The following is a 24,333-nucleotide window of genomic DNA, read 5'->3' as shown; positions in this document are numbered from 1 at the left end:
GGGGCAACCCCGGCCGCAGGTTGATGTACTTGAATTTCAACAGGAGCAACAACATGACAGACGCAGTTATCGTATCCACGGCCCGTACCGGCCTGGGCAAATCCTATCGCGGCGCACTGAACAACACTCACAGTGTTGACATGGCCGGCTTCGTGATCGAAGAAGCGGTCAAGCGCGCAGGTATCGACCCGGCGCTGGTTGAAGACGTGATCCTCGGTGCGACCTTCCACGAAGGTGCCCAGGGCAAGAATATGGCGCGTCTGGCAGCCATCCGTGGCGGTCTGCCGGTTACCACCGCGGGCATGTCGCTGAACCGTTTCTGCAGCTCCGGTCTGCAGTCCATCGCCATCGCTGCCCAGCGCGTTGTCAGCGAAAAGATTCCGGCCATCGTCGCCGGTGGTGTTGAGTCCATCAGCCTCTGCCAGAACGACAAGATCAACATGTTCCACGGCACCAACGAATGGATCATGAAGAACAAGCCGGAGCTGTACCTGTCCATGATCGAAACGGCCGACATCGTAGCTCAGCGCTACAACGTCAGCCGTGAAGCGCAGGATGAGTACTCCCTGCTGAGCCAGCAGCGCGTTGCTGCCGGTCAGCAGAGTGGCAAGTTCGCCGACGAAATCGTTCCGTACAAGACCATCATGAAGGTCCAGAACAAGGAAACCGGTGAAGTCTCCGATCAGGAAGTGGTTCTGGATCGCGACGAGTGCAACCGTCCGAGCACCACCCTGGAAGCGCTGTCCTCCCTGCAGGCGGTTCGCGGCCCAGGCAACTTCGTCACCGCCGGTAACGCCAGTCAGCTGTCTGACGGCGCATCCGTTTGCACCGTGATGAACAGCAAGGTTGCCGAGCAACTGAACGTTGAACCGATGGGTATCTTCCGTGGCTTCGCCGTCGCCGGTTGCGAGCCTGACGAAATGGGCATCGGCCCGGTCTTTGCCATTCCGCGCCTGCTGCAGCGCAACGGCCTGACCATGGACGACATCGGTCTGTGGGAACTGAACGAAGCCTTCGCTTCCCAGGTTGTTTACTGCCGCGACAAGCTGGGCATCCCGGCTGAGAACCTGAACGTCAACGGCGGCTCCATCGCCATCGGTCACCCCTACGGTGTAACCGGTTCCCGCCTGACCGGTCACGCGCTGATCGAAGGCAAACGTCGTGGCGTCAAGTACGTGGTTGTCACCATGTGCATCGGCGGTGGCCAGGGCGCTGCCGGTCTGTTCGAGATCGTCTGACCCCAGCCGTAAGTTTCAAGCCGTAAGCTGCAAGCAAACCCGGGCCATGCTCGGGTTTCGCTTTTGGGGTTCGCTTGCCGCTTTAGGCTTGGTGCTTGTAGCTAAAAATTCCAGAGGAATTTTCCGTGTCCCAAAAAATCATCAATACCGACGATCTGGCGTTTCTGCTTTATGAAATGCTGGATATCGAACGTTTTACCCAATTCCCGCGTTACGAAGACCACAGCCGCGATACCTTTGATGCCGCCATCGAGCTGGCGCTGAAGGTCGCGAGCGAAACCTTCGCACCGCACAATCGCCTGTGCGATGAAGACGAGCCGCGCTTCGAGAATGGCAAGGTCGTGATTCGTCCGGAAGTCTCCGAGGCGCTGGCCGTGCTGCGGGATACCGGCCTGATGGCTGCCTCGCAGGATTACGAACGCGGCGGCATGCAGCTGCCGGCAGCCGTTGCCCAGACCTGTATCGGCCTGATCAAGGGCGCCAACGTCAGCACCCAGGCCTACGCCGGTCTGACCATCGCCGCCTGCAACCTGATCATGGCCCACGGCACCGATGAGCAGAAGCAGCGCTACGCTGAGCCGATGATGGCCGGCCGCTTCTTCGGCACCATGTGCCTGACCGAGCCGCACGCCGGTTCCTCGCTGGGCGACATCAAGTCCCGCGCGATCCCGCAGGAAGACGGCACCTACCGCATCAGCGGCAACAAGATCTTTATCTCTGCCGGTGACCACGAGCTGAGCGAAAATATCGTGCACCTGGTGCTGGCCAAGCTGCCCGACGCACCGCCCGGTGCCAAGGGTATCTCGCTGTTTATCGTGCCCAAGTTCCTGGTCAACGAAGACGGCAGCCTCGGCGAGCGCAACGACGTGCAACTAGCGGGTCTGATCCACAAGATGGGTTACCGCGGCACCACCTCGACCATGCTCAACTTCGGTGAGAAGGGCGGCGCGGTCGGCTATCTGGTCGGCGAGCCGCACAACGGTCTGGCCGGTATGTTCCACATGATGAACGAGGCGCGCATCGGCGTGGGCCTGGGTTCGGTCATGCTGGGTTACACCGGTTACCTGCACGCGCTGGAATACGCCCGCGAGCGTACCCAGGGCCGTGGTCTGGCCGAGCGTGATCCGGCCACCCCAATGATCCCGCTGGTTCAGCACGCAGACATTCGTCGTCTGCTGCTGGCGCAGAAAGCCTTCGTTGAAGGTGGTCTGTCGCTGTGCCTGTTCTCCTCGACCCTGGTTGACGAGAAGAAGCACGCGCCGGATGCCGCAGCGCGTGAAGAGGCCGCCGGCCTGCTTGATCTGCTGACGCCGATCGTCAAATCCTGGCCGTCGCAGTTCTGTCTGGAAGCCAACAGCCTGGCGATTCAGGTGCACGGTGGCTACGGCTATACCCGTGAATACCCGGTCGAGCAGTTCTATCGCGACAACCGCCTGAACCCGATCCACGAAGGCACCCACGGTATCCAGGGTCAGGATTTGCTGGGCCGTAAGGTGAGCATGGCCGGTGGCCGTTTCTACCAAAGCCTGCTGACCCGCATCCGCGCCACCCTGGACGAGTGCGCCAACGTCGCCGAGCTGAAAGCCAATGCCGAGCTTTTGAGCACCGCCCTGAACACCGTTGACGGCATCACCGATGCGCTGCAGGCGATGAAGAAGAGCGAGCCCGATCGCGCGCTGGCCAACGCCTACCTGTACATGGAGTGCTTCGGCCATCTGGTTGTCGGCTGGCTCTGGCTGCGCCAGGCCCAGGCTGCCCTGCGTGGCCTGCAGAACGGCGGCGAGCGCCCGGCGAGCTTCTACCAAGGCAAGCTCAACGCCTGTGACTACTTCCTGCGCTACGAACTGCCCAAGCCGATGGCGCTGGCAGAGGTGCTGCGCAGTGCCGATCGCACCACGCTGGACATGCCGCTGGATTGCTTCTGATTTGGTTGGTGTAAAAAAACCGGGCCTTGTGCCCGGTTTTTTGTTGGTGTCGCAGGCAGCATACGCCGTTGCTGCTCGCCTCGATCAGAAGTCCACGGTGGCCGAGAGATTGACTGTCCGTGGCGCTCCCACCGCCAGGCTGGTGTAGTGTGGCTTGGCCCAGTAGGCCTTGTTGCCGACGTTGGTTACCGCCGCGCGCAGCGTCAGTTGATGATCTGACACGACCGATGAGTGTCTTGCCCCCAGATCAAAAACCGTGTGGCCCGGAATCGATAATGAGTTGTCGGCATTGAGATACTGTTTGGAGACCGAGGTGGCATTGGCCGTCAGCGTTAAGCCGGGCAGCATAGGCGTATCCCACTCGACGCCCAGTTTGCCCTGCCACTTGGGCAAGCCCACTGCTTGCTGACCTTCATTGTCATCGCTGGCAGCCTTGGTTACTTCCGCGTCCGAGTAGGCCACGCCGCCCATCAGCCGAACCGAATCCAGCGGGCTGCCAAAGAAGCCCCACTCAACGCCTCGGTTGCGTTGCTCGCCGCCAAAGGAAAAGACGTTGGTGGTTGGATCGGTATAGCTGCTGGGGCGTTCTATTTCGTACACGCCGAGGGTATGGGCGAATTCGCCAAGGTCGAATTTGATGCCGACCTCCCGCTGCTTGGTTTTGTAAGGGGCAAAGACTTCGCCGGCATTGTCGGCTGTGTTCGGTGCGATGGACCCTTGACTGAGGCCTTCGATGTAATTGGCGTAGAGTGATATTTCTTCGCTGGCCTTGACCAGAACGGCGACCGCCGGAGAGGTTGCGCTCTCGTCATATCGCTTGCTCAACCGCGCGCCGGTGGTGCCGTTGAAACTGTCTGTTCTGACCTCTTGACGCCGGACGCCAAGCGTCAGCTGTACCCGTTCCTGGGCAAATGAAAGCGTGTCGGCCAGGCCCAGGCTGGTAAGGCGTGTCTGCGTTCTGGTAATGGCCATAATGGAGGAGGGAAGCGCAGGCTCAGGGCCCCAGACGGGGTCGTATATGTTGGTTACCCAGGGGCTGGGGAGCAGATTTCTAAACCCGTTGAGGTGGTAGTCTTCGTCGTAATAGGTGGCATTGACCGCAAACTCGTGGCCGATTGCGCCGGTAGTCGCGTCGCCCATCAAGCCAACCTCGGCTGATGTACGTTCAATCTTGTCCGCGACGCCGCTGAAGTTGATTTCAAAGTCGCCGGCATCGTTCAGTATTCGGCCGGCGCCCATGTTGGATTTGAACTCGGTTTCACTCGAGCCGCCTGTGGCGTAGAAGGTCAGGTGGTCGCTCAGGTCAAATTCGCCGCGCAGCATTGCGCCTTCGTCGCTGCTTTCATAGAAAGCCCAAGGTGGATTCCATGAAACATCGGGGTCCGGCACGCTGGGCAGTGATACGCCTGGTGCGAGCGTCAGGCCGCGGGTCAAGCCTTTACCGTTGTCTTCACTCTGGTACAGGTCGGCTGAAAGGCGCATGCGCTCGCCACGCCAATCGAGCCCTACAGAGGACATGGTCACCTTCTTGTCCTGATCGTTGACCGCCGTTTCGCCGTCGCGATACACGCTATTGAAACGCACACCGAACTGCCCGTCTTCGCCAAAACGACGGCCCAGGTCAATATGACCACCGTACTGGGCATCGGACATGTAGCTGGCCGTCAACCGCGTTAGCGGTTCATCACCGGCTCGTTTGGTGACGAGATTGACAGTTCCCCCGGCCGAGCCCTTCGGCGGCATACCATTGAGCAGGGCGGAGGGCCCCTTGAGCACATCGACGCGTTCAAACATCTCTGGTGAGTTGCGGTAGTACGCCGCCATGCCGGCCAGGCCGTTCATGGTCACATCCCCGACGCTGGATGACAGGCCGCGAATCGAATAGCTCTCCTGGCTCTCGCCCGGTATGCCACTGGTATACACGGCAGGATCGGTTTTGGCGATGATGTCGCTGATGTCGCGTGCCTGCTGGTCGGCGATGTATTTTTCGGTGTAGCTGATGGTGGAAAAGGGCGTCTCCATGAAGTCCTTCTCACCCAGAAACCCGACACGGCCACCGGTTGCCACCTGCTCTCCAGCGTAGCTCTCGACGGTTTCGGCCTCGCCCTCTACGGTGATGGCCCGCAGTACCGCTTCCTCTTCATCCGCAGCACTTTCTGCGTACACGGGCGACGTTGCGAGGCTCAGGCCTGCGGCTGACAGGCTAATCAGTATCGCCGCACGCATGCCCTTCGCGAGGCGGGTCAGGGGAAATGCGGGCTGATCGGACCCCGTTGTTGCTGTTGAGCCAGTGGCTCGGTGTTGGCAGTGGTGGTTCACGTTGGCTCCCTCGTGGTTTAGGTTGTTTGTTTTATTAAGAAAAGACATAAGGCTGTCGATAATCATTTGCTTTTAAGCGGGTGGGTTCGCACGCCAGGCCAGGCCTGGCTAGGGTTCGTTCTGATAGCCGCTGATCACGTCCTCGATGATGATTTTCATCGAGTTCACGCTGGCGGCGGTCACGTACCAGGCTTGCGCATCGGCAAAAACGACGTGGCCGTTCTTCCAGGCGTTGGTCTGCCGCAGCAGCGGGTTGCCCAAGGTGTCTGCGTTAAGCGCCGGGCGGTGTTCCATGACAGCGGTGCGATCAACCACATAAATCACATCCGGGTTGACCTGCTGGATGAACTCGCTGGAAATCGGCCGGCCATGTAGCCCGGCTGCACCCGCCGGCGTTGCAGACTTGACGCCCAGCGCGTTGAAGACAAAACCATAACGTGAGTGGGGGCCAAAGGCGCTGAAGGCGCCGTTGTTGTGCAGTACGATCAGCGCTGTTTCAGGACGATCTCGGGTTAGTTGCCGCACCCGCTCGACCTGGCGATCCAGATCGGCAACTGCCTGCTGGGCCAGTTCATCTTTCTCGAATATCTGCCCAAGGGTCAGGAGGTGGCGCTTGATGATATCCAGGTGTTGCGCCTGGCTGTCACGGTAGTCCACGTCGAAGTGGATCGTCGGCGCGATCTCGCTCAGCTCCTGGTAGTGGCGCGCCTGCAACGAGGTAATCAGAATCAGGTCGGGCCTGGCGGCATGCACCTTTTCCAGGTTGGGCTGGACGATGGCGCCGGTGTCCTGAATGTCTGGTTGGTCCTGGTATTTGGCCAGAAAGTGGGGGATAAAGTCTTTTGGCATTCCGGCAACCGGAATGTCGAGCAGGTCCAGAAAGTCGACTTCATTCATATCCAGGGCCACCACGCGTTGCGGTCGGTGCTCTATCACCGTAGTGCCCAACTGGTGGTGCACCGTGACCGGGGTGTAGGCCTGATGCTCGGTGGTTTCGGTGGCGACTGGTTCAGGCGATGCCTGCGGCGCTTCTGCCGCTGAATCGCTGCAGCGGAGCAGTGCTGCTGTTGTTGCCAGCAGTAATGTTGCCGCCCACCGTGTGTGCACAAGGGTCATTCCAGTTCTCCTGACGGGGTGAAGTAGTTGCAGAGGTAGCCATGCGCGTCCCGTGTGACCTTGAACGAGAGGTCATACAGCTGCCGCAGCTTTTGCTCGCTCATGATGTCCGGCACGGTCCCTGCGTAGTGCACGGCACCGGCCTTCATGGCGACGATATGGTCCGAGTAGTTGGCGGCAAAGTTGATGTCGTGGACCACGAGGACGACGGTGCGACCCTGCTCGTCGCAGAGTCGGCGCAGGGCGCGCATGATTTGTACGGCGTGTTTGATATCGAGATTGTTCAGCGGCTCATCGAGTAACAGATACTCGGTTTGCTGGGCGATGGTCATGGCCAAAAACGCCATCTGGCGTTGACCGCCACTGATCTCATCCAGATAGGCATCGCGCAACGCATCCAGCGTCAGAAAGGCGATGGCCTCGTCGATGATGCGCTGATCCTCGATCGTGAGCAGGCCTCGGCTGTAGGGGAAACGGCCGAAGGCCACCAGCTCTTGTACGGTCAGCCGCAGATTGAAGTCAGGTGATTGGCGCAGGGTGGCGACGCGCTTGGCGTAGTCGTTAATGCGGATATGGCTGATCTCGGTGCCGTCGAGCTGAATACTGCCGCTGCTTGGCTCCAGCAGTCGGGCAATCATCATCAGGAGCGTTGTCTTGCCTGCGCCGTTGGGGCCAATGAGCGACGTCAGTTGGCCGGTCGGAAAGGCTACATTCACACTAGATAGCACCGCCTTGGTGCCATAGCGCTTGGATAGGTTTGTTACCGTGATCATGCCGTCCCCCGGCTGCGTACCATCAGCATCAGGAACCAGGCGCCACAGACCAGGTTGATGAGGATGCCGACGCTGGTTCGATAGTTGAAGAGGTGCTCCACCGCGAGCTGGGCCACAATGAAAAGACTGATGGCGACGGCGCATCCCATGGGCAGGGTGAGGCGGTGCTTGAAGCTGCGCGTCAATGCGTAGGTCGTGTTGGCGACGAAAATACCCATGAAGGCGGTTGGCCCTAACAGGCTGGTGGATACCGCGACCAGTACGGCGATCAGGGCAAGGTATCCCTGAACGCTGCGTTGATAGTCCACCCCCAGTGAGATGGCCTGATCCCGGCCCAGTGACAGTACATCGAGTGTCGGCAGGTTGCGGCGAAAAACCAGCCACACGGCGGTTACCAGCAGGCTCGATATGATCAATTGGGCGGGCTCTGCTTTGCCAAAGGAGGCTTGGCTAAAGCCCAGCAAGATAGAGAATTCGCCGGGGCTGACGGTAAATTGGATGAACTGGGTAAGGGTGCTGATGACCATGGTCAGCACCAGCCCCAACAGCAGCAGGAAGTACAGGTTCTGCCTGCCATCACGAAACAGCCAGCGGTGGATTGCCCACGAGTAGGTGAGCATCAGTAACACCGAGATAGCAAAGTTGCCGTTGGCACCCAGCATCACCAGGCTCTGCGCGCCCAGAGCCAATACCAGCAGCGACTGCAGGAGCAGGTAAACGGCCTCATAACCCATGATTGCCGGCGTCAGTATTCGGTTGCCGGTGACGGTCTGAAACAGGATAGATGACCAGGCGACGCAGATCCCGCCGATGACCATCGCGACCAGGCGGCCAAGGCGCTTGGGGATGACGTAGTCGAAATCCAGCCCGGAATTGAGCAACAGGAAGGTCAGGGCCAACATCGCGACCCCAAGCCAGACAGCGTAACGGGGCATCAGGCGCATCGTCTGCTTCTCCAGTAGATAAGTACCAGAAACAGCACACCGCCTACGGCCCCTGCGGTCAGACCGATGGGGATTTCAAATGGGTATATCAGCAGGCGCCCGAGAATATCGCAGGCCAGCAGTAACACCGCACCGCCCATCGCCACCAGGGGCAGGGTGCGGGCCAAATTGTCGCCGTACAGCAGGGCGATCAGATTGGGTATGACCAGGCCGACGAAGGGAATGGCGCCGACCGTGATGACCGTTGCGGAGACGGTGACCGAGACCAGTATGAGCCCCAGCGCAACGGTAACCGGGTAGTTCAGGCCCAAACTTGTGGCGATGCCTTCGCCCATACCTAGCACGGTGAAACGGTGGGCAAAGAGATAGGTCAGCACGACCACCGGCAGTATCAGGTAAATGATCTCGTAGTTGCCCTGGACGATCTTGGAGAAGTCGCCCAGCAACCAGCCCTGCATACTTTGCAGAATGTTGTGCTGGTAGGCATAAAACTCAGCAACGGCGCTTAGCACCGCGCCGTACATCAGGCCTATTACCGGCACCAGAACCGTGTTGGCGAAGCGGATGCGGCGAACAATGGCGATGAAGATCAGGCAGGCAAGGAAGCTGAAGGTCAGGGCGAACAGCAGCCGCCCGAGCGTGCCGATTGATGGCATCAGCACCAGTGCGACCAGGATACCCAGCTTGGCCGCGTCCAGGCCGCCCGAGGTCGCCGGCTCAACAAATTTGTTGCGCACGATGTGCTGTAGAATCACGCCGCAAACCGACAGCCCGACGCCCGTGAGCAGCAGTGCTGCCAGACGCGGCAAGCGGCTGGCGGTCAAGGTCAGCCAGGCGGAGGGAGACAGCTGCACCAGCTCGGACCAGGCCAGCTTTTGCGCACCTATCATCAGCGAAAGGCAAGCCAACACCACGAGCACAATAGCCAAGCCAGCCCGCATTAATTGCGCGCTCCTGTCGGCACTTGCTGGTTAATGCGCCATCCAGCGGCTGCCTGGCGTTGCTTGAGAAAGTGCGCATAACGTCCCTGTTGCGCTTGCAGCTGTTTGGGCGCGCCGCACTCGACGATCAGGCCGTCTTCCAGCACGATGATCTGATCCGCCTGGGCGATGGTTGAGAGCTGATGGGCGATGACCACCAGCGTGCGCTGGCCGCGCAGCCGCGTCAGCGTCTCGGCAATGACAGCCTGACTCTCGGTATCCAACGCCGCCGTTGCCTCATCGACCAGCAAAATCGGCGCGTTCTTGAGCAGTGCCCGTGCGATGGTAATGCGCTGGCGTTCGCCGCCAGACAGGCGCGTACCGCCTTCGCCAACCTGGGTTTCGAGCCCCTGCGGCAGGCGCGCGATGATTTCTGCAACGCCGGCCAGCTCCGCTGCTTCCCGAACCTCGGCATCACTGGCATCAGGGTTACCCAGGCGAATGTTCTCGGCGATGCTGCCGGTGAACAGGTAAGTGCTCTGGAATATTTGACTGATCTGCCCAGCCAGTTGCGCGCTGGCTATCTGTCGCACGTCGACACCGCCCACCAGTACGGCACCCTCGCTGACGTCAAAGCTGCGTGCAATCAGGCCCGCCAGGGTGGATTTGCCCGAGCCTGATTCGCCAATCAAAGCGGTCATGCTGCCGGCCTCGATGCGTACATTCAGACCGCGCAGGACCTCTGCCTCCTGCGCGGCATAGCGAAAATGAACATCAACCAGTTCGATGGCGCTGTCGCGCGGTATTTGCGGTCTGTCGGGCTCGGGCAGGGGCTCGACGGCGTAGAGCTCCTCTATCGCGTCGAGCTGTCCGCGCGCATTGCGCACGACCTCGCTGTAGCCTGCGACTTCCTGTAGCGAATCGACAAAACGGCTGACCAACAGCAGGGCCGCGATCAGGGCCGCCATGTCGCCGTTCTGCAGACCGCCGTCCAGTTCGCTGTTAAGCCAAAACGCTGCACAAATCAGCAGGGCGGCAAACACCGCCTGTACCACCCAGCTGTTCATGACGGCGGCTGACGAGGATAGCCAGATCAGCCGCATGCCGGACCGACGCTGTTGCAGTGATGCGTCCTCCAGCAGCCGCAAACTGTTGCCCTCGCCATTGAAGGCGCGGAGTACCGATTGAGCCTGGGCAAACTCCACCACGCGCTGGCTGGCTTCAGCAAAACGCTGTTGAAATGCGCTGTCGGCGCGTTTTGCCAGCATCGAGGACAGCCCCAATACGGCGGCCAGCAGAGGTAATGCCAGCAGTGCAATCAGCCCCAGTTGCCAGTGCAGCACCAGCAGGGCGCCAACCAGTACCAGTGGGGTAATTACCCCGGCAATCACCGGGGTGAACACATGCGCTGGCAGCTGGGCAACGGACATCATGCCCTGGGTGACCACATGGCTGAGGCGCGCAGTGTTCTGTGGCGAAAACCAGCCCACCGGCATGCTTGCCATCTGATCGCCTAGCCGATGGCGAGCGCCCTGCAGGATGGCCACACCCACGCGGATACCCGCTTGCTCAACGTGGCGTCGCAGGCCCCAGCAAAGGATGACGCCGGCAAGCAAGGCAAGCAGCCAGGGCGTTGCCCCACGGACGTCGTTGTTCAGCAGGTGGGTGATGACCGGCACCACGCTGGCGATGCTTAGCCCGCAAAGCGCGCCGTAGAGAACGGCCATCCAGCTATAGCGACGCAAGATGCCTGCGTCTTCTCCCAGCAACTGCACTAATGTCTTCAGCATGGCTGGACCTCCTCGGCGACGGGTATGTCATAGCCACCTTTGGCCCATAGCTGTGCGTAGCGGCCATTACGCTGCAGCAGTTGCTCATGGGTGCCCTGCTCGACGATGCGGGTGTTCTCGAGCACCAGAATGCGGTCCGCGTGCATGATCGTATCCAGTCTGTGGGCGATCACCAGCAGCGTTCTGCCTTGGGCGAAATCGGACAATGCGTTCTGCAGCGCGACCTCGTTCTGTGCGTCTGCGGCGGCGGTAGCTTCGTCGAGTACCAGCACCGGCGGGTCGAGCAGTACCGCACGGGCTACGCTGATACGCTGGCGTTCACCGCCGGACAGCTGCGCATCCTCGCCGATCACCGAATCGTACCCGCGGGGCAGGGCCAGAATGCGATCATGGATATTGGCTGCCCGTGCGGCGCTCTCGACTTCCTGCGCGCTGGCTGACGGGTGACCGAGCGCGATGTTGTCGCGCACGCTTGCATGGATCAGGCGCACGTCCTGCAGTACAAAGCCGATGTGGCGGTAGAGTTGTGACGCTTCGATACAGCGCAGGTCTGCGCCGCCCAGGGTGATGTTGCCCTCGGTTGGGTCGAAGAATCGTAGGAGCAGCTGGGCGAGGGTCGACTTCCCCGCGCCGGATGGGCCAACGATAGCGGTGATGGTGTTGGGTTGCAGGGTAAAGCTGCCCCCCGATAACACCTGGTGTTGCGGATCATAGGCGTAGCTGACGTTGTGGAAGCGCACTTCATTGCCGACTGGCGTCTGCTGCTGCGTCGTGGGTATCGGTTCAAGGATGGGAGTTTCCAGCAATCCGATGACCCGCTGCGCCGCGCCGGTGGCGCTGCCAAGATCGTGCAGCAGGGTGTGCAGCAGCAGCAGCGGAGCGCAGATGCCGGGCGCGACCAGCGCGAAAGGCAGTATCTCTACCGGAGTCATCCAGCCCAGGCCAACGAACACCGTCCCACTCGCCAGAACCACGCCGAGCACGGTAATGGGGGCAATCATGGCGTGTGCGTGAGCCATTGAGGCCACCAGGGGGCCAGTCAGCTTGGTGAACGCCTTGGCAACGCTGTCGACGGCGTCTCGATAATTCGCATGAGCCTTACCCGTCACGCCGAACGCCTTGACTACAGGGATGCCGGTAACGAATTCGACCGTGGTGCTGTTGAGGCGTCCCAGCTGGGTGACGAAGTCCTGCCTGGGGGCGTCGTCCGTGTTCATTGCACGCCGCAGAAACAGAAAGAAGCCGGGAAAGGGCAGCAGTGCCAGCAAAGCCATACGCCAGTCCAGCCAAAGCAGATAGGCGACGGAGATGAGGATCACACCGCAAGCGCGTCCTGCCGCGGTGTAGAAGTGGGCGGTGAGGCTGTGCAGCGTAACAATATCGTCCTGCATTGCCTGCTTGACTTCGCCTGATGTCCGGTTGCTGAACCAGCCCAATGGGACCTTGGCCAGCCGCTGCGCCGTGGCGAGCCGCAGTTGGTGGACGAGTCTGTTATCAGCCAGATGCGCAGTCAGTTCACCGACCAGAATTAGTGTCATGCCGATAAACAGGCAGATCACGCCGACGGCCACCGTCCAGCCGACTGCGCTCTGCGGCTGCATCGGCCACAGCTTGGTCAAGCCAGGCTGACCCAGCGCAAGAGCGGCAATGTGGGCAATGCCGGCCAGCGGCACTAGCGTGAGCATGGTGCCCAGACCGGCCAGCAGTGTAGAAACGATCAAGTGGCCGCGAATCGGGGCCAGCACCTGACTGATGGGGCCAGGTTGGTTGGTATTAACCATAGTCTTGGCAGGTGAACTCATGGAAGAATAGCGCGTCCAAATGAATTAGTTGCATGACTATAAACTAAATGAGAATTGATTGCATCATGAAAGCGAGCCGGACGTTCTCAACGGTCCAGCTGATGCGCCCGCACACGCCAGCAAGCAAGGGGTAAACATGCAGGAGACTGAACGGCCGACTACCCGTGGTCGGCCGCCAAAGATCACGCCAGAACGCATCGTCAACGCCGGCATTGAAATGGGCTTGCCCAACATCACCTTTGTTGGGGTGGCAGCAGCGCTCGGCGTCAGCCACATGGCGCTGTACAAGCACGTACCCAGTCTGGAAGCGCTCAAGCAGATGGTCGCGGAAGCCATTTTCAGCCGGTGGCAGATCCCCCCGGTCGCGAGTGAGAGCCCATCTGACCTAATGGGCTACCTGATCGACTTCTCGGCGTCCGCCCAGGCGTTGGTCAAATGTAATCCGGGGCTGACGCCTTATGTGATTCGCCGGCTGGCGGCGACACAGCCCATGCTCGACAAGATCGACGAGCATCAGAGTCAGTTGGCGCGCCGCTACGGTATCGTCAAGGATCACGCGCGGTGGCTGCTGGCGACGGTGGCGTTTCACTGCATTGCCGTGGCCGATACGGTGTACTCGGTAGCGGGTCAGGAAGTCACGGGAGAAGCCGATCGCGCAACGGAGGTGGCCGAGATGGAAGCTGAGTTTGCCGAGGGTATGCGGGCGCTGATTACCGGTGCGCTGGCAATGATGGAGCAACGTGATCTGCAGGCGCGCGGTTAACCGCACCTGCGAGATCACTTGCTTGATGATGGTCCAGCGTCAGCGGCTTCGCGGCGATTGTCACGCGTGGCCGTGGCCTGCCGTTTACTGCGCGGCGAGATAGGCCTGCGTCGAGATCACGGCGCAATAGCCAAACTCGAAGGCCGCCATCATGGCCGCCTGCACCTGGCCCGCAGGCGTTGTCACCCCGTTGAACTCAAGATCCAGCGTGGCGCAGGCGTCGTGCAGCACGGTGGCGGGGTAGCCCATATCAACGGCAGCCCGCACGCAAGCGTCGACGCACATGTGGCTCATTGCCCCGATCACCACAACCTCTTCAATGCCGTGCTGGTCCAGCTGCTGCTTGAGATCGGTCTCGCGGAAGGCGTTGATATGCCGCTTGACGATTACCGGCTCACCCTCAACGGGCGCCACGCACGTCTGAATCTGCGCGCCCACTGAGCCCGCTGCGAATAGGGGCGCATTGCTGTCGGGCGATTCATGACGCACGTGAAACACTGGCACGCCCCTTGTTCTGGCAGCGGCGATGACGTCGGCGGCATTTTTTGCGGCCGCCTCTATGCCCGTCAGCGGCAGCTTGCCGTCGGGGAGATAATCGTTTTGCAGATCGATGACAATCAAGCCGGCTTTTTTCATGACGTTTCACCTCGGGTGATGGAAAGCCGTCATGGTCGGCTTTTGGCGACGGGCAGGTAAGTGGCGGCAACGACATTTCAGGTGTTGATAACGACACAGGGTTGTCCCGTATCGGCAGAAGCATCTATGAGCGGCTTGCCCGCGTGCTGTTGCCAAACCGGCGGCGGTATTCGCCGGGTGACAGGCCGACAATACGCGTGAATACCTTGCGAAACGCGCCAGCGTCGCTGTAGCCCACTTCCCACGCAACGCGTTCCACTGAGGCCTTGTCGAACTGCAGCAGCTCTTGTGCGCGGCCCACGCGCAAGCGCTGGCAGTATTCGGTGGTGGTCATGCCGGTGGCTCTCTGAAAGCGGCGCAGCAGCGTGCGTTCTTGCAGTCCGGCCTGCGCCGCCAGGATTGGTAACGCCATCTCTTTGGCCTGAGTGGCTTGCAGCCAGTGCTGCAGTTTGAGTACCGCCGCGTCTGCATGGGTCAGGCGCGGTGAAAACAGGCTGTAATAACGCTGCTCGCGGCCGGGTGGATCGACCAGCAGTGTGCGTGCTGTCTCGATCATGACGGTCGGCCCCAGCAGCCGATCAACCAGCCTTAGCCCCAGATCAGTCCAGGCCATCAGGCCGCCGGCGGTGATAATGTCGCCATCGTCGATGATGAGTTGATCGGCATCCACGCGTACGTCGGGATGGCGCTCCTGCAACAGCGTGGCATAGGCCCAGTGGGTGGTCATCTTGCGGCCAGTCAGCAGCCCTGTCGCAGCCAGCGGGAAAGCGCCAGCACAGACCGATGCCAAGGCAACGCCCTCGCCATGGCGAGCTACCAGCCAGGCACTGAGCGTGCCTGTGTCATCGGCAAAAACCGGTTCGTTCAAGGTGGGCGGCAGGATCAGCGCCGACAGCAGCGCATCAGCCGACGCGCCAGAGCTGCTGTCAAACACGCGCACGGGCAGGTCGCCAGGCTGGTTTTGCTGCCAGTGGGTTATGCGCAAGGGCGGTTCGGCGTGCGGTAGATGCGATAGTGCCTCACGGTTGGCTACGGCAAACAGGTCGGTCAGGCCGAGCACAGCCGCCTGCTGTGCGCCGGGATACAGTACCAACCCGATCTCAACGGCCTGTGTTGTTTGCATATAGCCCCGGCTTGAGGTTGTTCATCTAGGCGCTCCTGGGTGCAACCGTTTGTTTCTCGGCTGCTTGGTCAGATGCGGCCAATATTAGAGGGTCGAATAGAGCCGGGATACCGGTTTGTTGCCAGAATTTTTCTGCCGACAACGTGGCTTTGGCTGGGCTTCTCAATACTGTATGCAGCGTGGCTACCGGGTTATCCTAGCGCCATGTACAGTCTTGCTCAGCCCGTCTCCCACACGCTGGAAATCCGTAAAAGCCGCTTCCTTGCCTGCGTCGAACCCTGCACCGATCGCGCCGCAGCGCAGGTGCGGGTTAATGAGTTACGCGCGCAGCACCCCGGTTGCGCACATGTCTGCTGGGCGTTGTTGGCGGGTGGTCACAGCGCGGCGGTGGACGATGGTGAACCCTCGGGCACGGCGGGGCGGCCGATGCTGGATGTGCTGCGGCATCAACAGCTCGATGGTGTGCTGGCGACGGTCGTACGCTACTTCGGCGGCGTCAAGCTGGGTGCTGGCGGGCTGGTACGGGCCTATACCGATGCGGTAGCGCAGGCGTTGCTGCAGGCGGAAAAAATCGAGCACATTCCTGTTCAGACTCTGAACTGCGAGCTGGCCTATGCCCATGAAGGTGTCGCCCGCAACCTGATTGCCGAACTCGGCGGTGAGCTGCTTACGGTCAGTCATGGGCAGGCTGTGCGTTTACATCTGCGCTTGCCCACGACGGCAGTCGATGTGCTGCAGGAGCAGCTGTTATCGATCACTCGGGGCGAACTCGGGTGGGAGGTCGCCGCTCCCTCAGCGGATTGATGAAGCGGCATGGCTGCGTGTGTTGCTGTGCTTAGAGATTCATCCCCACCGCGAGTCGATTGAAGGCGTTCATCAGGGCAGCCGCCAGGGTCAGATCAGATATTTCGTTATCGCTGAAGTGCGCTTTCAGCGGTTCGTATACTGCGTCTGGCGCACCCTTTTCGCTGATGCCGGTGAGCGTCTCTGCCCACTCCAGGGCGGCGCGCTCGCGCTCGTCAAACAACGCGCTCACCCGCCAGCCTGCTAGGCAGTCCAGCTTGTCCTGCGGCACGGCAACCTCGCGCAATGCCTGCGAGTGTTTTTGCAGGCAGAAAGCGCAGCCGTTGATCTGTGAGATACGCAAATACACCAGTTCCAGCAGTGGCAAGCCAAGGGCGCTCTTGGCCAGCGCCGTGTTGGTAGCGAGCAGGCCCTGGTAGGCTTCAGGTGATAGCGACTGGAACGGCAGTCTAAGTTGGCTCATGGTTAACACTCCGTATGAGAGAAAGGTCTAGCTAGGTCATGGCGGTCGAGTGATGGGGACTGCCACAGCGAGGTTCGGGCGGCTTCAACCGCTGTGAGCACGGCGTCGTCATCAAACGCCAATCCCTCCAGATACGTGAAGCGCAGATTGAAGAGCCCCAGTGTGTTGAGCACCTGACGCAGGTAAGGGGTCAGGAAGTCCGGTTGGCGTGCCTGCTCGCCCCGGTGAAACCCGCCGGAGCTGACCAGGACATGTACCGGCCGGTCTCTGAGCAGGCCTATTTTGCCCTTCGGTGTGGAGTTGAAGGTCCGGTGAATGCGCAGGACGTAGTCGATCCACAGCTTGAGCGCGGCGGGCACCGTGAAGTTATGCATAGGCGTCGTGATAAGCAGCATGTCGCTGCGTTCCAGTTCGCCGATCAACTCTTCGGATACCTTGAATACTGGCGAAGCAAATAGCTCGGCACTGGTCAGGGCGTGAGCGTAGTCCACATCGAGTGGTGGCAATGGCTCTGTGCTGAGGTTGCGCTCAATCAGCTCAAGGCCGGGGTGCTGGCGGCGTAACGACGCCAGCCATTCAAGCGCCAGCTGACTGGCATGGGAGTGCTGTCCATACGGACTCGCGTTGATCAGTAACAGGCTCTTCATGGCAGGTTTTGCGCTCGCAGACTCTCGCTGAAATGTAACCCTCGCGCCAGCAGGCCCTGGCGGAAATAGAAACGCTGGGCCAGCGGCATATGCAGGCCGGTGTCCAACACCAGATGGTCGCAGTCGCGTTGTTCTGCGACCTCGCGCACTGCCTTTAACAGCTGCCGTCCCAGGCCGCTGTTCTGGATACTGGGCTTCACCACAAGGTCGTCGACGTAAATGAAACGGCCATAGAGCAGATTCTCCAGTTCACGGTATCCGATCAGGCCAACGATGCCCTCGGTGCCTGAGGCCGCCAGCAGCCGGTAGCCCTGCCTGCTCTGGCGAGCGAGCTGCGCTTTGTAATCGTCCAGCCGGGTGAGATGCGGGCGCAATACGCGCATCAGTTCAAAGCTGGCAGCAAACGCATTGTCACCCTCCAGGTGTTCAAGTGTGTACGGCACGGTCGTCGCCTTTTGATAAACAGGAGCCCAGCTTATAAACGCGATGGCTTAAGCTATAGAGCCAAAAAATGCTTAAACGAGTAGGCCATGTTTGTTCCCAGCGATGTTGACCGTCGACAGTCAACGCCGATCTATCGCCAGCTTTATCAGCGGGTTCGTGACGCCATTACTGACGGTCGTATGCAGCCCGGTGATCGAGTGCCCGCCGCGCGTGCGTTGTCGGCGGAGCTGAACGTGGCGCGCGGCACTGTTGAGTCCGCTTATCAATTGCTGATTGGCGAGGGGTATCTGATCGCCCGCGGGGCGGCCGGCACCTTTGTCGCTCCGCAGCTGGCGCCGGTTGCCAGCTGTGTGCCTCGCGCGCCCGCTATCTCGACCGCCTATCCAGCCATTCATGACGGCAAGCCGCCGCTACCGCTGCAAATGGGCCTTCCCGCGCTGGATGCGTTTCCTCGCAAGCTCTGGGTAAGGTTGGCAGGTCGGCAATTGCGCCAGGCCGGCCTTGACGGCCTTGTTTACCCTGACTCGCACGGCTACGCGCCGCTGCGCGCAGCCATTGCGTCCTACCTGGGAATTGCACGCGGGATCAGCTGCCACCCGGATCAGATTTTCGTGTGCGCGGGCTATCGAGCCTGTCTCGATTTGATTTGCCATACGCTGATGGGGCAAGGCGATGCGTGCTGGCTGGAGGAACCGGGCTACTTTCTGGCCCGCAACGCGCTGCTGGAGGCTGGCGCACAGCTGGTGCCAGTGCCGGTAGATGAGCACGGACTGGACGTCTCTCAGGGTGTCGCCCGTTCCCCGCACGCACGCTTTGCGCTGGTCACGCCGACCCATCAGAGTCCGTTGGGCGTATCGTTGTCACTGGCGCGTCGGCTGGCGTTGCTGGCGTGGGCAGAACGGCAAGGTAGCTGGATCATCGAGGATGATTACGACAGTGAATACCGTTACCAGGGCAAGCCGTTGCCGGCACTCAAAAGCCTCGACCAGCAGGGGCGGGTACTCTACACCGGCACCTTCAGCAAGGTCCTGTTCCCGGGGCTGCGGCTGGCCTATCTGGTAGTGCCTGCGGAGCAGAGCCAGGCCTTTGCCCGGCAAGCGGATCGCCTGCACAGCCACTGTCCTCAGGTGTTGCAGGCGACGGTGGCTGCGTTTCTGAATGAAGGTCACTTCGCGCGGCATCTGAAGAAAATGCGCAGCCTCTATGCCGAGCGACGGCAATGGCTGGTCGATGCGCTGCAGCAGCAATTGGCTGACCGTATCCGCATCCACCTCCAGGCGGGCGGCATGCACTTGCTGGTGGAGCTGTGCGAGGGTGGTGACATTGAGCTGGCTGTGCGTGCCGAAGCCGCAGGGCTGGCGGTCCAGCCCTTGTCAAAATGGTATCTGGAAGGCAATCACAGGTGCGGCTTAATGCTTGGTTTTACCAATATCACCAGCCCCGAACAGGCGTCTCAGTTGGTCGGCCGTTTGGCGCGTGTCCTCTAGTGGTATACCCCTGAATGAGCTGCTGACGCGCCCGGTTTAGCCCATCTGTCGCTCGATAGGCACGGTTCGGTCGCTAACTTCGTCGCCCGTGTGGCGGGTGGTCACGGTTTCAATCAAGACGATGCCACATTCCTCAGCGGCGACCGGGTTGTGTGGCGTGCCCTTGGGGATTACGTAAAAATCGCCAGGGCCAAGGGTGACCTCCGACTGTTCCAGTTGAATCTTCAGCTCGCCGTATACCACCCAAAACAGCTCGTCTTCATCGGTGTGGGAATGCCACATCAGTTCGCCTTTGAGCTTTGCCACTTTGATGTACTGATCATTGACCTGGCCAATGATCTGGGGTGTCCAGTACTGGGTAATACGAGCCAGCGCTGCCTCGACGTTGGTGCTGTTCTTACTCGCGATCATAACCATGGCTCCGTGCAAAAGAAGGCTACCTTAGCTGGACGGAACAGCACCGCCTATCGAATGTTTATACTAGGGGTATTAGCAATCGTAATGGCCACTCACATGTCCCTGGTTCGTCATATTGACCTTGTCTTGCTTCGTGCCTTTGTTGCCGTAGCGCAAACCGGCAGCATCAGCGCCGCCGCGGGTCAGTTGCATTTGACCCAAGGCGCAATCAGTCAGCAGGTGAAGCGGTTGGAAGCGTTTTTTGCCTGCAAACTGTTGGAGCGCGATTCGCGTGGAGCGCAGTTAACCGCCCAGGGCGTCGAGTTCTTGCCCAAAGCGCGGCGGCTGCTGGATCTCAATGACAGTCTGTGCGCTTCGATGACTGGCGCGACCATCACTGAGATCCTACGGATCGGCATACCCTATGATATGGCCGGCGCGTACCTCGCTCCCGTGCTCAAGGCCTTTTCTCAAGCGTATCCGCATGTCGAAGTCATCGTTGTGTCCGGTTCATCCGTTGATCTGATGAGTGACTTTGCCAAGGGGCTGATTGACCTGATCATCCGGCAGTGTCCAGAAGCCGAGAGCACGGAAGAACGCCTGGCGTTGGCGCCGCTGGTTTGGCTGGCCAGCGCAGAGGACGTGTTTAGCCAAAGGCCGTTGCCGTTGTGCTTTGTAACCCCGACCTGCGCCTTTCGTCCTGTGGTGTTCTCTCGTCTGGCCGAGGCTGACATAGGCTGGCGTGTGATATTTGAAAACGCCTCAGTCGACACCACCCTGGCGACAGTACAGAGCGGTCTGGCCTTGACCCCTTGGCTGCGCCCATTGGTGCCGGATGGCTTTCGGGTACTGGGAGAGGACGCCGGCTTGCCATCATTGCCTGACTTTGCGATCGAGCTGCATGTTCCGCAACACGCAAGCGAAGGTGCTCAGGGTATGGCAACGCTCATTCGTCAACACATTAGCGGGGTGTACGGCTGAGCGGCACGGCGGGTAAAGAAAGGGCGTAGCAGATCACAGTGGAAGCATCTTGCCGCGATGACACGGCTAATCCAGCCAGTGTGGCGCCAAAGCCGGATTCCAGCTGTGGTATAACGGGGCGGCAGGTTTCAATCAAACAGTCACCAGTAAGGATACGTCGTGAAGAAACTCCTCCTTTCTATCGTTTTTGCCTTGATTTCACCGGTCGCCTTCGCTGACCAGCCCAGCGATGACTCCATTCGTGAGTTGATGGAAATTACCGACTCGCGTCAGTTGATGGAGGGCGCGATGGCCCAGGCAGACCAGATGATGCGTGCGGCCATGGAGCAGACTATTCAGGGGCACGATATCTCTTCCGCTGACCGCAAGGTCCTCGATGACATGCGTGAGAAAATGGTGGCCCTGCTGCAAGAGGAGCTCAGCTGGGCTTCGATGGAGCCGATGTTCATCCAAATCTATCAGCAATCCCTGTCGCAATCCGAAGTGGATGCCATGCTGGAGTTCTATCGCTCCGAAGCGGGCGAGGCATTGGTCGCGAAGATGCCAGTCATCATGCAGAACACCATGGTTCTGATGCAGCAGCGCATGGCCAACATGGCGCCGCGCATGCAGCAAATCCAGGAAGAAGCTCGGGCAAAACTGCAGGGCAAGTCGGCGCAGTAAATGCTCTGTTGAACAGCGCTGTGATGTGAGTCGCAGCGCTGTCTGTTGCATCTCGCCTGCGCCGACTTGTCGGACGTGCTCAATACCGCGACAAATTTCTTTTTAAAAGGCTGCTGCATTCTCCCATAGGCCGCCCGCCGCATTGGTGAAACCTGTCAGGTCGTGGTTGCCTCACCAGACTATCTACAGCGCCACGGCACTCCCCTGCGGCCGGAAGACCTCGCTGATCACAACTGCCTGCGTTTCAACTTACGCCGTGCCGAACCCAACTGGCCGTTTATCCGCGACGGCAAAACATTCTCTCTCCAGGTCAGCGGCAATATCGAATGCAGCAGCGGCGAAGCACTCGCCCAGCTCGCCCGCGTAGGCGCCAGCATCGCCCGCATCGGCGAGTTCAGCGTGGCCGAGGATATACAGTGCGGCGATCTTGTACCCTTGCTGCAAGCCTTCAACCCGGGCGACCGCGAACCTATTCATGCCGTATTTGTGGGCGACTCGACAATGCCGGCGCGGGTGTGGTTGTTTGTGGACTTTCTGCTGGAGCAGCATCAGATGTGAATGAGCGATAGGTGATTAGGGTGAGGGGCGCTTTCGGCCAAGAGCGAAGGTATACAGATGACTTGAAGGCGCTTGGTAACAAGGCACTACTCAAGAGCGAATTGCTCCCAGCCTCAAGATGAAACGGGTGAAGACGGCATCTGGATGGGGATATTCCGCAAACCCGCAGCGTCATCGCTCAAACGACAGTGACATAAACAACACTCCCGACCATCGCGTGGGATGGTTGTATGTAGGGGGATAGACAGCGCTTTGCGCCGTGGAATAGTCTTGAAGCACGAAAGGGACAGCTCAACTTAGCCAAAGCTCAGCCGAGCGGACTTTGCACTCCGGCAAAGGCATTACCAAGGACATGGGTATAAATCTGCGTAGTACGCACATCGGCATGGCCCAGCAGCGTCTGCACCGTGCGAATGTCACTGCCACGGCGCAGCAGTTCGGTAGCGAAGGTGTGGCGAGGGTCGGTTGCCGCTTCGTTCACCCGCCTGTTGCAGCCTGTAAAGCTGTCAATCAAGCAGCGAGAAGCGTAGCGTGGTTATTCCACGTGAGCGACGAGCGACGCCGAGAGGCTGCTTTACAGGCGCAACCCGAAGGGCCGGGGACATTTTTCGGTCATGCTGCGTTGTCGGCCGCTTATGTAGAGCGACTACACTGCGCTCTCTTCGCCTTGCCTGGCCGAAAAATGACCTCCGGCAGGCGGGCGAACGAAGCGGCAACCGACCCTGGCTGTGTGACAGCCAGCCGGCTTACCAATCGCCGTCGCGCGCACAGCCTGTCTTACAGCCTTTTGCACCGCACTGACGTGCAGGTGGTGCCGCACGATGTTGCCTTCATCGTCGGTGCACAAACCCTGAGAGGGAAAGAACCACTGCCACTCCAGCGACCGCGCCGCATTAGGGTATTTGCGGCGCAGCGCATAGGGCAGGCTGGCATCACACTGGTAAAACGCATCCTGCTCGCGCCAGGCACGCTGGATGCGCGCTTTGCGGTCTTTCAGTCGCTCAATCAGCGGGCTCGGCAGCAGCGTGGTGCGATCCTTATCTCCCTTACCGCTACGCACCGTGATGATCTGGCGGTCGAAGTCGATGTCTTTGATTCGCAGCCGACAGGCTTCGACAACACGCAGCCCCGAGCCGTACATCAACGACGCAATCAGCTTGTGAGGCTCCTGCAGCAGCGCGATGATCTGGGTTGCTTCACCGTGCGTCAACACTGTCGGGATACGTGCAGGGCGTTTCGCCCGCACAGTGTCGCCAATATCACCCAGGGGCTGATCAAGCACCTTACCGTAAAGAAACACCAGCGCGTTGAGCGCCTGATTCTGTGTGGCTGGGGCCACATGCCGACTGACGGCCAGCCAGGTGAGAAACTCGCTAACGTCCGCCGCCCCCATCTTCAGTGGGTGACGCATCCGGTGGTAGCGCAGGAAGTAGCGTATCCAGTACCAGTAGGCCTTCTCGGTACGAATGCTGTAATGATTGACCCTCATGACGTTGCGGAACTGCTCCCGCAGCCGGGGTTTGGCTGGGATGGTATCCATATCGCACCCATGCTGTATGTTTATACAGTGTTATTGGGTGCGCAAAATGAGAAAGTCAAGATATTACAGGCTGTGCGTTGTGGAAGAGATATAAGTATTTGATTTAAATATAAATACTTTGTTTTAGGTAAGCGAGGCGTCGCGTTGTTATGAAGAGGTCACTGATATGCAATGGTGAAGCCGTCGGTCCACTCAACTGTTAGAGTTTCAGGAGGAGTATGCTAAACCGAAGTGAAGAATTGATATCTCAAATCGATTCCATTCTGTCGCTATACGCAGCGGTGGAAGAATCTTGGCACCACTCCAATTCCATGGGCGGAGCATTCACTGACTACGCGGGATATGAAAGTGTGATGACTCAGACGATTAGTGTCATCGAGCATATTTTTGGCCAAAGGCATCCGAACTATCAGCGTATTTTGCATGCCTACAACGAGCACTCAAAGCGCGGACTTTTACAGGCAAAAGGGATTCTAAATGGCATCCAAGAGAGTATTCGGGGCGGATTCCTCTCGGAGCTTGAGTCCAGCATCCGAGTGGATATCAAGTCTGATTTTTTGAGCACGGCCCAGGAGCTTGCAGAACAGGGCGAAAAAGATGCGGCTTCGGTATTGGCAGTGTGCGTGCTTGAGGATTCTATTAAGCAAATTGCCCGTTCCAACGGGTTAGATGATTTGATTGGTAAAGAAATGTCGACGGTGGTCAACGGGTTGGCAGCAAAGAACGTAATTGAACGCACTACTCAGAGCGCTCTTCTAAGTTTTAAGCCCCTACGAAATGCAGCTTTTCACGCGAATTGGGACCAGGTCACCATCGATATGGTAAACATGCTGCTTTCATTTCTTCCGTCATTCATCGAGCGGTACCGGAAGTGACTCTAACCAGTCGCTCAAGTTCGTTGCAGCCTTCGGCCTCCACCGGACGCCCTTGTCAGGGCGCCGCTTCGCTCTACGTTAGGTGAAAAAACGTGCGAAAAAAGCTGAAACTTATTCTTGTTCTAT

Annotated in this window: 22 protein-coding genes and 2 pseudogenes; 9 read left to right on the top strand and 15 right to left on the bottom strand. The window is 59.6% G+C overall.

Annotated features, from left to right (window positions below; genetic code table 11):
- Nucleotides 1-53: 53 nt before the first annotated feature.
- Nucleotides 54-1,238, top strand: a complete 1,185-nt coding sequence (locus tag C1949_RS07235; RefSeq protein ID WP_104737812.1) for an acetyl-CoA C-acyltransferase — start codon at nt 54-56, stop codon at nt 1,236-1,238.
- Nucleotides 1,239-1,363: 125 nt separating this feature from the next.
- Complete coding sequence (locus tag C1949_RS07230; protein ID WP_104737811.1) at nt 1,364-3,163, top strand: acyl-CoA dehydrogenase; 1,800 nt, start codon at nt 1,364-1,366, stop codon at nt 3,161-3,163.
- A gap of 84 nt (nt 3,164-3,247) precedes the next feature.
- Here the strand turns inward: C1949_RS07230 and C1949_RS07225 are convergent, their stop codons facing one another.
- The 7 genes from C1949_RS07225 to C1949_RS07195 form a co-directional block, all read right to left on the bottom strand.
- On the bottom strand, nt 3,248-5,389 hold the full coding sequence (locus C1949_RS07225; protein ID WP_211287097.1) for a TonB-dependent receptor: 2,142 nt from the start codon (nt 5,387-5,389) through the stop codon (nt 3,248-3,250).
- Between the two features lie 201 nt (nt 5,390-5,590).
- A complete protein-coding gene (locus C1949_RS07220; RefSeq protein ID WP_104737809.1) occupies nt 5,591-6,598 on the bottom strand; it encodes a siderophore ABC transporter substrate-binding protein in 1,008 nt (335 codons plus the stop codon).
- Nucleotides 6,595-7,371: an iron ABC transporter ATP-binding protein gene (locus C1949_RS07215; protein WP_104737808.1), complete on the bottom strand. Its 777-nt coding sequence runs from the start codon at nt 7,369-7,371 to the stop codon at nt 6,595-6,597. The genes C1949_RS07220 and C1949_RS07215 overlap by 4 nt, the downstream gene beginning before the upstream one ends.
- Nucleotides 7,368-8,315: an iron chelate uptake ABC transporter family permease subunit gene (locus tag C1949_RS07210; RefSeq protein WP_104737807.1), complete on the bottom strand. Its 948-nt coding sequence runs from the start codon at nt 8,313-8,315 to the stop codon at nt 7,368-7,370. Before C1949_RS07210 ends, C1949_RS07215 begins: the two co-directional genes overlap by 4 nt.
- On the bottom strand, nt 8,306-9,256 hold the full coding sequence (locus tag C1949_RS07205) for an ABC transporter permease (protein ID WP_104737806.1): 951 nt from the start codon (nt 9,254-9,256) through the stop codon (nt 8,306-8,308). The genes C1949_RS07210 and C1949_RS07205 overlap by 10 nt, the downstream gene beginning before the upstream one ends.
- On the bottom strand, nt 9,256-11,025 hold the full coding sequence (locus tag C1949_RS07200; RefSeq protein WP_104737805.1) for an ABC transporter ATP-binding protein: 1,770 nt from the start codon (nt 11,023-11,025) through the stop codon (nt 9,256-9,258). Before C1949_RS07200 ends, C1949_RS07205 begins: the two co-directional genes overlap by 1 nt.
- Nucleotides 11,019-12,827 carry an ABC transporter ATP-binding protein gene (locus tag C1949_RS07195; RefSeq protein WP_229744276.1) on the bottom strand — a complete coding sequence of 603 codons (1,809 nt, stop codon included), beginning with the start codon at nt 12,825-12,827 and terminating at the stop codon, nt 11,019-11,021. The genes C1949_RS07200 and C1949_RS07195 overlap by 7 nt, the downstream gene beginning before the upstream one ends.
- Before the next feature lie 136 nt (nt 12,828-12,963).
- On the opposite strand from C1949_RS07195, the gene C1949_RS07190 reads away from it, so the two are divergent.
- Entirely contained in the window at nt 12,964-13,590 is a 627-nt protein-coding gene (locus C1949_RS07190) for a TetR/AcrR family transcriptional regulator (RefSeq protein ID WP_104737991.1), read from the top strand.
- A gap of 84 nt (nt 13,591-13,674) precedes the next feature.
- On the opposite strand, the gene C1949_RS07185 is transcribed toward C1949_RS07190, so the two are convergent.
- The gene (locus C1949_RS07185) at nt 13,675-14,226 is read right to left on the bottom strand and encodes a cysteine hydrolase family protein (RefSeq protein WP_104737803.1); all 552 of its coding nucleotides are present in this window, start codon (nt 14,224-14,226) and stop codon (nt 13,675-13,677) included.
- A 124-nt stretch (nt 14,227-14,350) separates the two neighbouring features.
- Complete coding sequence (locus C1949_RS07180; protein WP_104737802.1) at nt 14,351-15,349, bottom strand: GlxA family transcriptional regulator; 999 nt, start codon at nt 15,347-15,349, stop codon at nt 14,351-14,353.
- Between the two features lie 204 nt (nt 15,350-15,553).
- On the opposite strand from C1949_RS07180, the gene C1949_RS07175 reads away from it, so the two are divergent.
- On the top strand, nt 15,554-16,153 hold the full coding sequence (locus C1949_RS07175) for an IMPACT family protein (protein ID WP_104737801.1): 600 nt from the start codon (nt 15,554-15,556) through the stop codon (nt 16,151-16,153).
- A gap of 31 nt (nt 16,154-16,184) precedes the next feature.
- Here the strand turns inward: C1949_RS07175 and C1949_RS07170 are convergent, their stop codons facing one another.
- The 3 genes from C1949_RS07170 to C1949_RS07160 are packed head-to-tail and all read right to left on the bottom strand — an operon-like array spanning nt 16,185 to nt 17,706.
- Entirely contained in the window at nt 16,185-16,616 is a 432-nt protein-coding gene (locus C1949_RS07170; protein WP_104737800.1) for a carboxymuconolactone decarboxylase family protein, read from the bottom strand.
- Between the two features lie 2 nt (nt 16,617-16,618).
- Nucleotides 16,619-17,263, bottom strand: a complete 645-nt coding sequence (locus C1949_RS07165) for an FMN-dependent NADH-azoreductase (protein ID WP_104737799.1) — start codon at nt 17,261-17,263, stop codon at nt 16,619-16,621.
- Nucleotides 17,260-17,706 (bottom strand): GNAT family N-acetyltransferase, encoded by a 447-nt coding sequence (locus C1949_RS07160; protein ID WP_104737798.1) that lies wholly within the window; start codon nt 17,704-17,706, stop codon nt 17,260-17,262. The genes C1949_RS07165 and C1949_RS07160 overlap by 4 nt, the downstream gene beginning before the upstream one ends.
- 87 nt (nt 17,707-17,793) lie before the next feature.
- Here C1949_RS07160 and pdxR point away from each other — a divergent pair, with 87 nt between their 5' ends.
- On the top strand, nt 17,794-19,194 hold the full coding sequence (pdxR, locus tag C1949_RS07155; RefSeq protein ID WP_104737797.1) for a MocR-like pyridoxine biosynthesis transcription factor PdxR: 1,401 nt from the start codon (nt 17,794-17,796) through the stop codon (nt 19,192-19,194).
- 36 nt (nt 19,195-19,230) lie between these two features.
- Here pdxR and C1949_RS07150 read toward each other — a convergent pair whose 3' ends face one another.
- A complete protein-coding gene (locus C1949_RS07150; RefSeq protein WP_104737796.1) occupies nt 19,231-19,605 on the bottom strand; it encodes a cupin domain-containing protein in 375 nt (124 codons plus the stop codon).
- 102 nt (nt 19,606-19,707) lie between these two features.
- Between C1949_RS07150 and C1949_RS07145 the strand changes: the two genes are divergently transcribed.
- From C1949_RS07145 to C1949_RS07135, 3 genes and pseudogenes are all read left to right on the top strand, one after another.
- Nucleotides 19,708-20,571, top strand: a complete 864-nt coding sequence (locus C1949_RS07145) for a LysR family transcriptional regulator (RefSeq protein ID WP_104737990.1) — start codon at nt 19,708-19,710, stop codon at nt 20,569-20,571.
- Between the two features lie 159 nt (nt 20,572-20,730).
- The gene (locus C1949_RS07140; RefSeq protein ID WP_104737795.1) at nt 20,731-21,234 is read left to right on the top strand and encodes a DUF2059 domain-containing protein; all 504 of its coding nucleotides are present in this window, start codon (nt 20,731-20,733) and stop codon (nt 21,232-21,234) included.
- 132 nt (nt 21,235-21,366) lie between these two features.
- Nucleotides 21,367-21,792, top strand: a pseudogene (locus tag C1949_RS07135) (LysR substrate-binding domain-containing protein); the annotation flags it as partial.
- 307 nt (nt 21,793-22,099) lie between these two features.
- On the opposite strand, the pseudogene C1949_RS07130 reads toward C1949_RS07135, so the two are convergent.
- A pseudogene (locus C1949_RS07130) lies at nt 22,100-22,249 on the bottom strand (tyrosine-type recombinase/integrase); the annotation flags it as partial.
- Between the two features lie 189 nt (nt 22,250-22,438).
- The gene (locus C1949_RS07125) at nt 22,439-23,332 is read right to left on the bottom strand and encodes an integron integrase (protein ID WP_188656481.1); all 894 of its coding nucleotides are present in this window, start codon (nt 23,330-23,332) and stop codon (nt 22,439-22,441) included.
- A gap of 218 nt (nt 23,333-23,550) precedes the next feature.
- Between C1949_RS07125 and C1949_RS07120 the strand changes: the two genes are divergently transcribed.
- Nucleotides 23,551-24,207 (top strand): hypothetical protein, encoded by a 657-nt coding sequence (locus tag C1949_RS07120; protein WP_104737794.1) that lies wholly within the window; start codon nt 23,551-23,553, stop codon nt 24,205-24,207.
- The last annotated feature ends 126 nt before the right edge of the window (nt 24,208-24,333 follow it).

This window comes from Halopseudomonas oceani, from assembly GCF_002903165.1.
Classification (GTDB): Bacteria; Pseudomonadota; Gammaproteobacteria; order Pseudomonadales; family Pseudomonadaceae; genus Halopseudomonas; species Halopseudomonas oceani.
This window is presented reverse-complemented; position numbering and strand designations above follow the sequence as displayed.